At 68.5% G+C, this 14465-nt stretch carries 10 protein-coding genes and 1 riboswitch; of the genes, 7 read left to right on the plus strand and 3 right to left on the minus strand.

All coding sequences use genetic code 11. The features are described from left to right. Positions 1 to 109: 109 nt before the first annotated feature. Complete coding sequence (locus AC3WL7_RS06770; RefSeq protein ID WP_492749756.1) at positions 110 to 2959, minus strand: M16 family metallopeptidase; 2850 nt, start codon at positions 2957 to 2959, stop codon at positions 110 to 112. A gap of 405 nt (positions 2960 to 3364) precedes the next feature. Here AC3WL7_RS06770 and AC3WL7_RS06775 point away from each other — a divergent pair, with 405 nt between their 5' ends. Both AC3WL7_RS06775 and AC3WL7_RS06780 read left to right on the plus strand, forming a co-directional pair. Further along, entirely contained in the window at positions 3365 to 3841 is a 477-nt protein-coding gene (locus tag AC3WL7_RS06775; protein ID WP_079224782.1) for an XAC0231 family protein, read from the plus strand. 70 nt (positions 3842 to 3911) lie between these two features. Next, entirely contained in the window at positions 3912 to 4391 is a 480-nt protein-coding gene (locus AC3WL7_RS06780) for a tRNA (cytidine(34)-2'-O)-methyltransferase (protein WP_079224780.1), read from the plus strand. 158 nt (positions 4392 to 4549) lie between these two features. On the opposite strand, the gene AC3WL7_RS06785 is transcribed toward AC3WL7_RS06780, so the two are convergent. Continuing rightward, positions 4550 to 5713, minus strand: a complete 1164-nt coding sequence (locus AC3WL7_RS06785) for an acyl-CoA dehydrogenase family protein (RefSeq protein WP_108747742.1) — start codon at positions 5711 to 5713, stop codon at positions 4550 to 4552. A 223-nt stretch (positions 5714 to 5936) separates the two neighbouring features. On the opposite strand from AC3WL7_RS06785, the gene AC3WL7_RS06790 reads away from it, so the two are divergent. Next, the gene (locus AC3WL7_RS06790; RefSeq protein ID WP_492749757.1) at positions 5937 to 7613 is read left to right on the plus strand and encodes an electron transfer flavoprotein-ubiquinone oxidoreductase; all 1677 of its coding nucleotides are present in this window, start codon (positions 5937 to 5939) and stop codon (positions 7611 to 7613) included. Positions 7614 to 7678: 65 nt separating this feature from the next. Next, the gene (locus AC3WL7_RS06795; protein ID WP_492749758.1) at positions 7679 to 8098 is read left to right on the plus strand and encodes a c-type cytochrome; all 420 of its coding nucleotides are present in this window, start codon (positions 7679 to 7681) and stop codon (positions 8096 to 8098) included. An 8-nt stretch (positions 8099 to 8106) separates the two neighbouring features. On the opposite strand, the gene AC3WL7_RS06800 is transcribed toward AC3WL7_RS06795, so the two are convergent. Continuing rightward, entirely contained in the window at positions 8107 to 11712 is a 3606-nt protein-coding gene (locus tag AC3WL7_RS06800; protein WP_492749759.1) for an ATP-binding protein, read from the minus strand. 76 nt (positions 11713 to 11788) lie between these two features. Here AC3WL7_RS06800 and AC3WL7_RS06805 point away from each other — a divergent pair, with 76 nt between their 5' ends. The 3 genes from AC3WL7_RS06805 to AC3WL7_RS06815 all read left to right on the plus strand — a co-directional run bounded on the left by AC3WL7_RS06805 (position 11789) and on the right by AC3WL7_RS06815 (position 14256). Then, the gene (locus AC3WL7_RS06805; RefSeq protein WP_108757972.1) at positions 11789 to 12427 is read left to right on the plus strand and encodes a response regulator; all 639 of its coding nucleotides are present in this window, start codon (positions 11789 to 11791) and stop codon (positions 12425 to 12427) included. 189 nt (positions 12428 to 12616) lie between these two features. After that, the gene (locus AC3WL7_RS06810) at positions 12617 to 12988 is read left to right on the plus strand and encodes a glycine zipper 2TM domain-containing protein (RefSeq protein ID WP_079224772.1); all 372 of its coding nucleotides are present in this window, start codon (positions 12617 to 12619) and stop codon (positions 12986 to 12988) included. A 140-nt stretch (positions 12989 to 13128) separates the two neighbouring features. Beyond that, positions 13129 to 14256, plus strand: coding sequence for a phosphotransferase enzyme family protein (locus AC3WL7_RS06815; RefSeq protein ID WP_492749760.1), 1128 nt, complete (start codon positions 13129 to 13131; stop codon positions 14254 to 14256). A 53-nt stretch (positions 14257 to 14309) separates the two neighbouring features. Next, positions 14310 to 14404, plus strand: a riboswitch (TPP riboswitch). Positions 14405 to 14465: the final 61 nt, after the last annotated feature.

Below are 14465 nucleotides of genomic sequence, written 5' to 3' on the forward strand. Positions count from 1 at the left end.
CCGGGGCCGGGGTCGGATCCCTATCGTGACCCTCGGATCACGCGTTGCCGGCCAGCGGCCGGCACTACCGGGGGAGCCGGCCCGCCAGGTGGCGGGCCGGGGTTCTGCCTTATTTCTTGACCGGGTTGCCTTCGGCATCGATCACGGTCACTTCGCCCAGCTTCAGCGCGCGCACGGCCGCTTCGGTCTGCTTGAGGTCACCCACCACCACCCAGGTCAGGCCCTGCGGCTTGATCTCGGTCGCGGCCTGCTGCACCTGCGCCGGGGTCATCGCCTCGATCTCGGCCTTGCGGCGCACCACGTAGTCATCCGGTCGCTTGAACTGCACGATGGCGCCGATGGTCGAGGCCACCGCAGCGGCGGTCTCGTAGGCGCCGGGCAGGCTCAGGGTCTGGATGTTGCGGATGCGGTTGACCTCGGCCTCGGTGGCCGGCTTGCTGCCATCGGCGAACTCGGCGATCTCCTTGCGCATTTCCGCCAGGGCCGGGCCGGTCTTGTCGATCTGAACCGGTGCCATGGCCATCCACGGGCGCTGGCCCACGGTGCTGCTGGCGCTGGTCCGGGCACCGTAGGACCAGTGCTTGTCCTCGCGCAGGTTCATGTTCAGGCGCGAGGTGAAGTCGCCGCCGAGCACGCCGTTGGCGATGTCGAAGCGGGTCGAGCCGGCATCGCTGGACGGCGGCACGACCTGGCCGGCGAACAGGTTGGCCTGCACCGCACCGGGCTGGTCGATCAGGAACACGCGCGCGGCCTTGGGCACGGCCACGGCGGTGCTGGCCTTGATCACCGGGGCATCGCCGCTGGCCTTCCAGTCGCCCAGCTGCTTGTCCAGCAGCGGCACGATCTCGGCCAGGGTGGTGTCACCGACCACGATCAGGGTGCCGTCCTGCGGGCGCAGCCAGTCGCGGTGGAAGTCGACCAGGTCTTCGCGGCCCAGGCTGGTGATCGCTGCTTCGTCACCGCTGCCGGTGAACGGAATGGCGTACGGGTGGCCCTTGCCGTACAGCAGCGGCGGCAGCACGCGCATGGCCACGGCGTTCGGATTGACCTTCTCCTGCTTGATGCCGGCGATCCACGAAGCCTTCACCCGGTCGATCTCGCCCTGCTCGAAGCGCGGTTCGCGCAGCAGGTCGCGGTACAGCGCCAGCGACGGCACCAGGTTTTCCTTCAGCGCCGACAGGTCGACAGTCACCGAGTCCAAGCCGGCGCCCGCATCCAGGCTGGCGCCCAGCGCGTCGGCGGCGTCGGCGAAGGCCAGCGAGCCCAGCTTGCCGGCGCCTTCGGTCATCAGGTTCATGGTGAAGTTGGCGGTGCCCGGCTTGCGGCCCTGGTCGGCGGTGAAGCCGCCCGGGAACTGGTAGCTGAACTGCACCACCGGGATCTCGTGGCGCTCGGCCAGCACCACGGTGGTGCCGTTCTTCAGGGTGGCGCGCTGCAGCGCCGGGAACTTCAGTGCCGGGAACTCACGGGTCTGCGGCACGCCGGCCTTGCGGTCGACCTGCTCCGGCAGGGTGCTGTACTTCGTATCCACGGCCGGCACGTTGAACGGCTTCGGCGTGGCCGAGGCTTCTTCCTGCAGGGCGACACGTTCGCCCGGCTCGACCACCAGGGTGTGGCTGCCCTTGTCCAGCCACTGCGCGCCCACGCGCTTGAGGTCGGCGGCGGTGGCCTTGTCGATGTTGGCCAGCGAGGTGCGGAAGCAGCCCGGATCGCCAGTGTAGACCGCGCACTCGGCCAGCGCGTCGGCCTTGCCGCCGAAGCCACCGATGCGCTCGATGCCGCGGATGAAGCCGGCGCGGAAGCCGGTCTTGGCGCGCGACAGTTCGTCGGCGGTCGGGCCGTCCTTCAGCAGGCGCTCGATTTCCTCATCGATGATCTTCTCGACCTGGGCCGGGTCCTGGCCCTGCTTCACCGTGGCCATGACCATGAAGTTGGAGCCCAGCTGCGAGCCATAGGCACCGGCGCTGATGTTATCCACCAGCTTGTCCTGGTGCTGCAGGCGCTGGCTCAGGCGCGAGGACTTGGCGCCGCCGAGGATCTGCCCCAGCAGCTGCAGCTGGTCGATGTCGGTGGTGCCGACCTGGGCCACGTTCCAGGCGCGGTAGATGCGCGCCTGCGGCACCTTGTCGGTCATTACTTCACGGGTGTCGGCATCGCGCTTGGCCACGTCCACCTTCGGCTGGGCCATGGTCGGGCCGGCCGGGATGCTGCCGAAGTACTTGGCGGCCTTTTCCTTGGCGGTGGCCAGGTCGATATCGCCGGCCAGCACCAGCACCGCATTGTTGGGGCCGTACCAGGTGCGGAACCAGGTCTTGACGTCATCCAGCGAGGCGGCGTTGAGGTCGTTCATCGAGCCGATGACGCTGTGGTGGTACGGGTGGCCAACCGGGTACAGCGAGCGGTTGATCTTTTCCCACACCTGGCCATAGGGCTGGTTCTCGCCCTGGCGCTTTTCGTTCTGCACCACGCCGCGCTGTTCGTCCAGCGCCGCCTGGTCGATGGCACCGACCAGGTGGCCCATGCGGTCCGATTCCATCCACAGCGCCATGTCCAGCGCGGTGGTGGGCACGTTCTCGAAGTAGTTGGTGCGGTCGGTGTTGGTGGTGCCGTTCTGGCCGGTGGCGCCGACCTGCTTGAAGGGCTCGAAGTACTCGCCGTCGTGGTTTTCGCTGCTCTGGAACATCAGGTGCTCGAACAGGTGGGCGAAACCGGTGCGGCCGGCCGGCTCGTCCTTGCTGCCCACGTGGTACCAGATGTTGACCGCGACGATCGGCGCCTTGCGGTCGGTATGCACGATCACGCGCAGGCCGTTGGGCAGGGTGAACTGCTCGAACGGGATATCGACCTCGGTGGCGGCGGCCGGCTTGGCCGCCAGTGCCGCGGTCGGCGCAAGCGTGCCGAGGGCGGTACTGAGGGCGACGGCCAGCAGCGCGGTGCGCGGGCGCAGGGCGAGAGACATTTCCGGGTCCTTGGTCACGTTGGTGAATCGCGATCCTAGCGCGCGGGCGCGGGGCCGGGTATCGGCCACCAGTCACTGGGGGTATCCGCCGCCCAGCGCCGTCAGGCCTGCCTTCCACACGGTCACGTGCGGCCGGATTCATCGTCCGGACAGTGTCCACGGCAGTTCGAACGGACAGGTGTCCGCCCCGCGGACACTTCAGGACGCCTAAAAAACCCTTTGAAATCAATGCCGTGAAGTTGGCACGGGGATTGCTCTGTTGTTCCTGCGCCAAGAAGGGCTTCAGATCCAAAGTGACTGGATGCTGAACAAAAGAAGGAAATTGAAAATTTTCCTTGCAAGCCCCGAATTGGTGTTCTACCTTACTACCACACCACCGCTCACCAACACTAAACAGGCCCCGTCATGAACGCCAAGACCATTGCCATCGCCATCGCCCTGATTGCCGGCACCGCGGTTGTTTCGTCGGTGCAGGCCTCCGAATCCATCAAGACCCTGTCCACCGTGCAGGTCCGCCCGGCCGCCGACCAGCTGGCCCAGCAGGCCTGGGAACAGGCCAGCGGCATCGTCACCCTCGCCACCGTAGAAGTGCGCCCCAGCGCCGACCAGCTGGCCGAGCGCGGCGGCTTCATCGCCGCCCCGGTCGCCGCCGCCCTGCCGATCACCACCCTGGCTGCCGTCGAAGTGCGCCCGAGCCTGGAACAGCGCGTGGCCCTGGCCGCCGAGCTGGAAGCCGAGCGCTACGCCGCCACCCTGGCCGCCGCCGCCACCAGCGTCGCCAACCAGGTCATCACCAACCTGCCGGCCCTGCAGGTGCGCCCGAGTGCTGCCGACCTGCAGGCCCTGGCCACCGAAACCGCCCAGGTCCTGCTGCGCCCGTAAGCGGCGTCCGCCCTGCCCCGTGCAGGGCGTGCGCCGTAAAGGCGGCATCGGTCGCAGGTACACTGCAGCGATGAATGCCGCGCCCCTGTTCCACGTGATCCTGTTCCAACCGGAAATCCCGCCCAACACGGGCAATGTGATCCGGCTCTGCGCCAATACCGGCGCGCAGCTGCACCTGGTCGAACCGCTCGGGTTCGCACTGGAAGACAAGCAGCTCAAGCGCGCCGGGCTGGACTACCACGAGTATTCGCGCCTGCAGGTGCACCCCGACCTGGACACCGCGCTGGCGCGCATCGCGCCCAAGCGGCTGTTCGCCCTGAGTACGCGGGCCAGCGTGCGCTATGACAGCGTGGCGTTCGAAGAAGGCGATGCCTTCCTGTTCGGGCCGGAAAGCCGCGGCCTGCCGCAGGACCTGCTCGATGCCCTGCCCGAAGGCCGGCGCCTGCGCCTGCCGATGCGCCCGGACAACCGCAGCCTCAATCTGTCCAACACCGTGGCCGTGGTGATGTACGAGGCCTGGCGCCAGCACGGGTTTGCCGGCGGCGCGTAATGCGCGCACAACCGCGGTGCCCACGGCATGCCAACCAAGGTTGGCATCTACCCGTAGGTCCACACCATGCGTCGCAGTAGATCCGCGCCATGCGTGCGTCACAGTAGATCCACGCCATGCGTGGATGACAGTAGATCCACGCCATGCGTGGATGGCGGTCAGAACGCGCTGATCCCGGTCAGCTCGCGGCCGATCACCAGCTGGTGCACGGTCTCGGTGCCTTCATAGGTGATCACCGATTCCAGGTTCAGCGCATGCCGGATCGCCACGTGCTCGGTGGTGATGCCGGCGCCGCCGAGCAGGTCACGGCATTCGCGGGCGATATCAATGGCCATGCGGCAGTTGTTCCACTTGGCCAGGCTGACCTGCTGCGGCTGCAGCTGCCCCGCTTCCTTCAACCGGCCCAGCTGCAGCGCCAGCAGCTGCGCGGTAGTGATCCGGCGGGCCATTTCAGCCAGCTTGATCTGCGCACTCTGGGTGGCGGCCAGCGGGCGGCCGAACAGCACGCGCTCCTTGGCATAGCCCAGTGCTTCGTCCAGGCAGGCGATGGCCGAACCGATCGGGCCCCAGCTGATGCCGAAGCGGGCCTGGGTCAGGCAGCCCAGCGGCCCCTTCAACCCCTTCACGTTCGGCAGGCGGTGGCTGTCGGGCACGCGCACGTCGTCGAAGTACAGAGCGCCGGTGAGCGAGGCGCGCAGGCTCATCTTGTGCTTGATTTCCTGGGTGGTGAAGCCGGCCATGCCCTTTTCCAGCACGAAGCCCTGGATGCCGTCCTCGGTCTGCGCCCAGACGATGGCCAGGTCGGCCACCGGGCCGCTGGTGATCCACATCTTGCTGCCGCTGATGCGCCAGTCACTGCCATCGCGCACGGCGCGGGTCTTCATGCTGGCCGGGTCCGAGCCACCGTGGGCCTCGGTCAGGCCGAAGCAGCCGATCAGTTCGCCGCGGGCCATCGCCGGCAGCCACTGGCGGCGCTGTTCCTCGCTGCCGTAGGCGTAGATGGGGTACATGCACAGCGAGCTCTGCACCGACACGAAGCTGCGCAGGCCGGAATCGCCGCGCTCAAGCTCCTGGCAGATCAGGCCGTAGCTGACCGCGCCCAGGTCGCCGCCGCCGTACTCGGCCGGCAGCGTCGCGCCGAGCAGGCCCAGCGCCGCCACTTCCGGCACCAGCTCCTCGGGGAAGCGGGCCTGGTCGAAGGCATCGCCGATGATGGGCAGCACGCGCTCGTTGGTGAAGCGGGCCACGCTGTCCTGCACCGCGCGCTCTTCCTCGCTGAGCAGGGAACGGACATCGAACAGATCGTACGGATGCAAAGCCATGGCACTCACGCGCAGTCAGGACCCGGCCATTGTCGGTCATCCGGGGTCGGGACATTACGCTGCGCTGCAGCAATCGTGCGGTGAACGGCGTCTATCTAGCTCGATCACGCGCGTCCCGGTACCCTGACACATTCAAACAACCGTTTCGCTCGTGGCCGCACGCGCGATTCCCAGGCACCGCCGGTGGCCCCGATGCCGGCCCTACCCACGAGTCATGCAATCGATGAGCGCTGAAGCCAACGCCCTGCCCCCGCGTGAAGTAATGGAATTCGACGTGGTGATCGTCGGTGCCGGCCCGGCCGGCCTGGCCACCGCGATCCGCCTGCGCCAGCGCGCGGTGGAAGCCGGCCGCGAGCTGTCGGTGTGCGTGCTGGAGAAGGGCTCCGAGCCGGGCGCGCACGTGCTGTCCGGTGCGGTGATGGACCCACGCGCGCTGACCGAGCTGTTCCCCGACTGGGCCGAGCGCGGTGCGCCGCTGAAGCAGAAGGTCACCCGCGACGAATTCCTGTTCCTCAGCGAGACCGGCGCGCGCAGCACGCCGCATGCACTGCTGCCGGAGTGCTTCCACAACGACGGCAACTACATCATCAGCCTGGGTGAAGTGACCCGCTGGCTGGCGCAGCAGGCCGAGGCGCTGGAAGTGGCGATCTTCCCCGGCTTCGCCGCCGCCGAAGTGCTGTATGGCGACAACGGCGAAGTGATCGGCGTGGCCACCGGCGACATGGGCATCGAGAAGGACGGCACCATCGGTCCGGCCTTCGAGCGCGGCATGGCGCTGCATGCGAAGTACACGATCTTCGGCGAAGGCGCGCGCGGCCACCTCGGCCGCCAGCTGATCGCCCGCTACAGGCTCGATGAAGGCAAGGACCCGCAGGCCTACGGCATCGGCATCAAGGAGCTGTGGCAGATCGACCCGGCCAAGCATGAGCCGGGCCTGGTGGTGCATGCCGCCGGCTGGCCGCTGGACAACGACACCTATGGCGGCGCGTTCCTGTACCACGCCGACGGCGGCAAGGTCGCCATCGGCTACGTGGTCGGCCTGGACTACAAGAACCCGTGGCTGAGCCCGTTCGAGGAATTCCAGCGCTTCAAGACCCACCCGTCCATCCGCAGGCACCTGGAAGGCGGCACCCGCATCGGCTACGGCGCCCGCGCCATCACCGCCGGTGGCCTGATGTCGCTGCCGAAGACGGTGTTCCCCGGTGGCGCGCTGGTCGGCTGCGAGGCCGGCTACCTCAACGTCAGCCGCATCAAGGGCAGCCACGCCGCGATCAAGACCGGCATGCTGTGCGCCGATGCGGCCTTCGATGCCCTGGCCGCCGACCGCCAGCACGATGAACTGGATGCCTACCCGAAGGCCTTCGAAGCCAGCTGGCTGCACGCCGAGCTGCAGCAGGCCAAGAACTTCAAGCAGTGGTTCAAGAAGGGCCAGACCGTGGCCACGCTGATGACCGGCATCGAGCAGTGGCTGCTGCCCAAGCTGGGCGTGCGCAACCCGCCGTGGACCCTGCGCCACAGCACACCGGACCACGCGTGCCTGGAACCGGCGGCCAGGCACGCGCGCATCGCCTACCCCAAGCCCGATGGCGTGCTGACCTTCGATCGCCTCAGCTCGGTGTTCCTGAGCAGCACCAACCACGACGAGAACCAGCCCAGCCACCTGACGCTGAAGGACGCCAGCATCCCGGTGAAGGTGAACCTGGCCGAGTACGCCGGCCCGGAAGCGCGCTACTGCCCGGCCGGTGTCTACGAGTTCGTCGGCGAAGGCGATGGCGCGCGGCTGCAGATCAACGCGCAGAACTGCGTGCACTGCAAGACCTGCGACATCAAGGACCCCACCCAGAACATCGTCTGGGTGACCCCGCAGGGCGGCGGCGGCCCGAACTACTCGGGCATGTGAGGCTGCCGGGCTGCGACCGCATGTCGCAGCCCGCTGCTGCGGGCACACCGTTATCCTGCCCGCCCATGCGCGCCTGCCTGCCCCTGCTGCTGACCCTGGCCCTGGCCCTGGCCACCACGGCCTGCCAGCGCACGCCGTCGGCACCGCCGACGCCCGAACAGGTGCGCCTGCAGGCCCAGCAGCAGGCCTTCGAGATCTGTGCGGGCTGCCACACGGTCAACGCCGGTGGCATCCACCGCTTCGGCCCCAACCTGCACGGGGTCATCGGCCGCCGCGCCGGCAGCCTGCCCGATTACGCCTATTCGGACGGCATGCGCCGCGCCGGTTTCGTGTGGAGCGCGCAGACCCTGGATACCTTCCTGCAGTCGCCCACCCACGTGGTGCCGGGCACGCGCATGTACAACGCCTTCCCCAGCCCCGAACGCCGCGCGTTGGTGATTGCCTTCCTGCAGGAGCAGGCCGCGCAGCCACCGGCCCCGCGGTAACCGGCGGCTCAGGGGGCCAGGCGCTGCAGCTGCTGCTGCAGGTGCTGCACGAATGCACCGACCTGCTGCAGCGCCGGTGCCGCGTCGGCATCGCTGGCCTGCTGCAGCTGCTGTTCCAGCGCCGCCGCGCGCTCGGCCAGGCCACGTGCGCCCACTGCACCCAGCGCGCCGGCCATGCGGTGCAGCTGCTGGATCGCGCCGGCGCGGTCCGCTTCGCCCAGCGCGCGCTGCAGCTGCGCGATGTCCGCCGTACTGGCCTGCAGCAGGCTGTCGCGCAGCTGGGTTGCCACCTGCAGTGAGCCGAAGCGCTGCTGCAGGGCGGCCAGGTCAGGCAGTTCCGCTGTCTCCGGCACTTCTGCAGCGGGCGCCGGCGCGGCGTCCGCCACCTCCACCTGCAGTGCCGCCTGTGGCAGCCAGCGCAGCAGCGCCTGCCGCAGCGTGGCCAGCGACAGCGGCTTGGCCAGCACGTCGTCCATGCCGGCATCGCGGCAGCGCCGTGCATCATCGCTGACCACGCTGGCGGTCAATGCCAGGATCGGCAGGCGCGGCTGGCCGTTGCGGCTTTCGCGCTCGCGCAGCAGGCGGGCGAAGGCAAAGCCATCCAGCACCGGCATGCGGCAATCGGTGATGACCAGGTCGAACGGCTCGGCCGACAGGCGGTCCAGCGCCTGCTGGCCATCGTCCACCAGCGCATGCGGTACGCCCAGCTGCTGCAGGCGCCAGGCCATCATCGCCTGGTTGGTGGGGTGGTCCTCCACCACCAGCACGCGCGCCTCGCGCAGCGCCGGTGGCAGCAGCGCGGTCTGTTCCTGTTCGGACAGCAGCGCCTGCACGTCATCGGCACGCGCCACCACCAGCGACAGCAGCACGTCCACCCGCGTGCCCTGGCCCAGCACGCTCTGCAGGGATATGTCACCGCCCATCTTCTGCACCAGCCGGTGGCAGATGCTCAGGCCCAGGCCGGTACCGCCGTGTTCGCGCTGGATATGCGCGCCGGCCTGGGCAAACGGCGCGAACAGGTGCGGGATCTGCTCCTCGGCGATGCCGATGCCGGTGTCCGACACGCTCAGCCGCAGCGGCTGGCCGCCCTCTGCGGTGGTGGCCCCGAGGACATCCACCTGCAGGCGCACGCTGCCCTGCGCGGTGAACTTGATGGCGTTGCTGAGCAGGTTGAAGATGATCTGCCGCAGGCGCACGCCATCGACCTCGTGCGCCGGTGCCAGCCGCGGATCGATCTCCACCTGCAGGTCCAGGCCGCGCGCGGTGGCCTGCGCCGACAGCAGGCTGCACACGCTTTCCAGCAGCGGCCGCAGCGGCGTCGGTACCGGCGCCAGCGGCAGCGCGTCGGCCTCCATGCGCGAGTAGTCGAGGATGTCATCGAGGATCTGCCGCAGCATCTGCGCCGAATCCTCGATCACCCCGATGATGCGCTTCTGCTCCTGGTCCAGCGGCGAATGCGAGAGCACTTCCAGCATGCCCAGCACGCCGCTCATCGGCGTGCGGATCTCGTGGCTCATGGTGGCCAGGAAGCGCGACTTGGCTTCCACCGCCTGTTCCGCCTCGCGGGTGGCCGCGGCCAGCGCATCGGCCTGCGCGCGTGCCTCGCTCACATCCACCCAGTAGCCACTCCAGGTCACCGCGCCGGCCTCGGCCGAATAGGGGTGGGCTTCGGTGCGCACCCAGCAGGGTGGCAGGCCCACGGGCTGCACGCGGAATTCCAGCGCGAGCGGGGCGAAGTTGCGCTTGGCGACCTCGATCGTGCGCATCAGGTGCTCGCGGTCCGCTTCATCGATGCAGGCCAGCAACGCGCCGGCATCGGCCATCGCCGTATCGCCGGTGATGCCGAACAGGGGCTGCATGTCGCCCGCGATGAACGGAAAACTGAGCCGGCCCTGGGCGTCATGGCGGGCCTGGTAGACCACCGCCGGCAGGTTGTCACTCACCTCCGCCAGGCGCTGCTCGACGTCACGGCGGACGGCCACTTCGCGGCGCAGGCGCACGTAGCCGATCGCATGCACCAGTGCACCGGTCAGCAGCACCAGCAGGATGGGCAGGCTCCAGCCCATGCCACCATGCAGTGCGAAGCCGTGCCGGGCATCGGTGGCGAGCAGCTGATCGCGCAGCGCCTGCTTTTCGTCCTCCCCCATCTGCAGCAGCAGGCGGTCGAAGACCGTGGCCAGGGCGGCATGGTCGCGATCCACCGCCAGCGCCATCTGGTCGTTGAAGCCGGCCGGCGCCGCAATCTGCAGGTGCCCGCTGAAGCGGCTGCGCAGCAGGTGATCGACCAGCGAAAGATTGCCGACATAGACGTCAGCATCGCCGGCCTCCAGGCGCTGCAGGGCTTGTTCGGCGCTGCGCGCAGCGATGATCCTGGCATCGGGGGCCTCCTGCAGCACCCGCGCCCGCAGCCTGTCCGGGTCGGACAACAGCACGCGCTTGCCGCGCAGATCCCCCAGGCCCAGCACCGGCGGGCCGTTGATGGCTGACACGATCACATTGGGAACCGTGAGATAGGGCTGGCTGAAGATCCAGTCCGGCCCCAGGTAATGCGAGTCGTTGGGAATGCCCATCACCGCATTGAGTTCGCCACGGCGGGCCTTCTCGCGGGCGTCGTACCAATCGTGGCTGTCTTCGATGTCCAGCGTGGCACCCGCCGCCTCAAGGCGCTGCAGGAACTGGCCTGCCAGCCCGCCCGGCTGCCGGTACCGGTCGGCGAACGACAGCGGCGGCGCATTGGGCGGGTAGGCGATCTTCACCCGCTGCTGGAGGACCTGTTTCTCGGCCTGGCTCAGGGCCAGCTGCGCCGACGCGGACCATTGCGGCGTGGGCAGCCAGTGCCGTGCAAAGGCATCGCGCTGTGCCTGGCTGGTACCGGCCAGGGCCACATCCAGTGCGTCGGCCAAGGGCTGCTTCACCGCGGGGACGGCGAAGTGCAGCCGCTCCGGCGGCAGGTCGCTGGGGCGCAGCAGCACCACGCCCTGCAGCGACGAGCGCGCAATCAGCGCGGTCGCGACGTAGGCATTGCCGATGAAGACATCGGCCTTGTCGTCTTTGACCATCTGGAGGGCCGCAGATGTATCGTCCGCGACAATCTGACGCGCCCGCGGGTACCGGGCGCGGATCTGCGGCCCGGTGAGGAAATCGCGCTCGATCACCACGCGCAGATCGTCCAGGTCGGGGTTGCTCGACGAACGCAGATCCCCCGCGCGGCCTACCAGCGCCAAGGGTGCTTCGGCATAGGCGGCGGTCGAGACCAGGCAGTTCGCGCGGTCGGCGTTGAGGGCGACGTTCATCACCACGTCGATTTCGCCGCGACAGGCCGCGTCCAGCACGGCACTCCAGTCCGGGTATTGGCGCGCTTCAACCTTCACGCCTAGTTGACGTGCGAAAAGCGACAGATAATCTGGGCCCAGTCCTACCTGTTGACCGTCCTTGAGTGATTCGAACGGGGGCCAGCCACTGTCATACTGGCCGACGACGATGACCGGATGTGCGGCAAGGTAGGCGCGATCCTGCGGACTGAGCAGCAATGCCCCGGGTGCCGCCTGCGCCAGCGCGCACAGGCCCAGCAGCCCCAGCAGGAAGGCCCATCCACGTACTGCCCGGTTCCGCATCTGCGATGTTCTCCCAGAAACCCGCCGGGTACCGTGCAGCTCGCGGCCGGCACCGCCTGAAAGGCCATACTAGAGCATGACCTTGCGCATCATCATCGCAGACGACCACCCGGTAGTACGCATCGGCACCCGTGCCGTGATCGAATCCAGCGGCGTGGGCCGGGTCGTCGGCGAAGCGGAAAGCGTGCAGGCCCTGATGGCCGTGCTGGCCAGCCAGCCCTGCGACATGCTGGTGACCGACTACTCGATGCCCGGCAGCGCGCAGGCCGATGGCTTCGCGATGATCGGCATGATCCGCCGGCGCTACCCCGACCTGCCGGTGCTGATGCTGAGCGTGTCCAACAACCTGGCCATCCTGCGCATGGTGCTGGACAGCGGCGTGCTCGGCCTGGTCGACAAGGGCTCGTCGATGGACGAACTGCCGCAGGCCATCCAGACGGTGTATCGCGGCCAGCCCTACATCAGCCGCAGCCTGCGCGAGCGGGTGGAGGAAGCGGGCAGCTGGCGCATGCGCGAGGGCGATGGCAAGCCGCTGTCGCCACGTGAAGTGGAAGTGCTGCGCCTGCTGGGCACCGGGATGACGGTGAAGGAAATTTCCGTGCAGCTGCACAAGAGCGTCAGCACCATCAGCCGGCAGAAGGGCGATGCGATGCTCAAGCTGGGGCTGAAGGGCGACGCCGAGCTGTTCGACTACCTGCGTGACGGCAAAATCTGAATCCTTCCCCTCTGGCGATTGAACTTTCAGGCAGGCTTCATGCCGTTTGACGCTAGATGAATGCGCACGCCGCACGGTGTACACGCGCAATGTTCCGACAATGTTGGAAGCCCAGCGTGGACATCACGGCAGCCGGGGCGCCCCCGCCCTCCCTGCCCACCGTGGCATGCCCAGACAGGAGAACCGAACATGATCAGTACGTCCGCAATCAGCTTCCGTGGCCTGGCGATGGCGCTTGCCCTGCTGGCCGGCGTGGCCGTGGTCAGCGATGCCAGCGCGATGTCGAGGAAGGACAAGCGCACCGTGGTCGGTGCGGTGGTAGGCGGCGTGGCCGGCCATCTGATCTCCAACGGCGACCCGACCGCGACTGTCGGCGGCGCCGTGGCCGGTGGTGCGATCGGCAACCTGACCACCAAGGACCACCACGACCGCCGCTACGACCGTCGCTATGACAACCGTCGTTACGACCGTGGCTACAACCGTGGTTACAGCCGCGGTTACCACGACCGTGGCCATGACCGCCGCCATTACCACGACCGTGGCCGTCATCGCGGCTGGTAAGCGCAGCATTCCCTGGTGATCCAGGCAACGGGCAGGTCGCTGACCTGCCCGTTTTCGTTCCCCCCCGCCGGTTGCGTCCGCCGCGCCCATGGCGTTGAATGCGCAGCCTTGGTGATTCCTTTCCGGGCAGCGGCTGCGGCATGACTTCTTCCCCCCATCGCGTGCAGGGCCTCAACAACGACGAGGTCGCTGCCGACTGGCCGGCAATCAGCGCCGACGAAGTCGCGTGGCTGCGCACCCGATACCCGGCGCTGGCAGCGGACAGCACGCTGCACTGGCACAGCCCGCGCCCGCTGTCGGCAGCGGCGATCATCGAAGGCGCGATGGGCCGGGTGTTCATCAAGCGCCACCACCATAGCGTGCGCAGCGCCGCCTGCCTGCAGGAAGAACACCACTTCATCGCCCACCTGGCCGCACACGGCGTGCCGGTGGTGCAGGTCCTGGCCGCCGCTGACGGCGCGACGGCGGTCGAACACGGGCCGTGGACCTATGAACTGCATGCGGCCGGTGCCGGCGCGGACCTGTACCGCGACGCGGTGTCGTGGTCGCTGCTGACCGACAGCGCGCAGGCGCGGCAGGCCGGGCGCATGCTGGCGCGCCTGCACCAGGCGTCGGCCAGCTACGCGGCGCCCCAGCGCAGCACCCACATCCTGGTGGCGCGCGATGACCTGATCCGCGCCGACGACCCCATTGCCGCGCTGCAGGCCGACCTGCCAAACCGGCCTGGGCTGGCCCGCTACCTGGCGCGCATTCCCTGGCAGGCGCAGCTGCGCGCCGACGTGCTGCCCTGGCATGCGGGCCTGGCGGCGCGCCTGCATGATGAGCCACGGCTGTGGGCCCACAACGACTGGCACGTCTCCAACCTGCTGTGGGATGCCGACGGCGCGGTGGCCACCGTGCTGGATTTCGGCCTGGCCTCGCCCACCAGCGCCCTGTTCGACCTGGCTACGGCCATCGAGCGCAATGCGGTGGCCTGGCTGGAACTGGAGCGTGGTGCCGACGCCGTGCGCATCGACATCGCCCTGGCCCTGCTGCAGGGCTACCGCGAGGTGCTGCCGCTGTCGGCCGCGCGCGTGCAGCTGCTGGCCGACCTGCTGCCAATGGTCCATTTCGACTTCGCACTGTCCGAAGTGGAGTATTTCGAAGGCATCACCGGCTCCACCGCCAATGCCGACGTGGCATGGCAGCCGTTCATGCTGGGGCATCCGGCATGGTTCCACAGCGAGGCAGGGCAAGGGCTGCTGCGGGCACTGCGCGCGGCGGCGTGAGGGGCATCGGGGCCCCTTGGCTCGCAAATCGCCGGCATTTGTAGTGAAATGGTCACCTGAAGCGGGGGTGCCTGGATTGCCAGGCTGAGAGAGTCCCTTGGAACCTGATCCGGTTTGCACCGGCGTAGGGAGCTTTGAGCAGCAGTCGCACCCCCCGTCCGGGCAGGTGCGTCCGTGCGCCGTCGCTTCGTCTCCCTTGCTGTCAGAAG

The sequence above is a fragment of the Stenotrophomonas sp. FW305-3-2-15-E-LB1 genome, assembly GCF_058787375.1.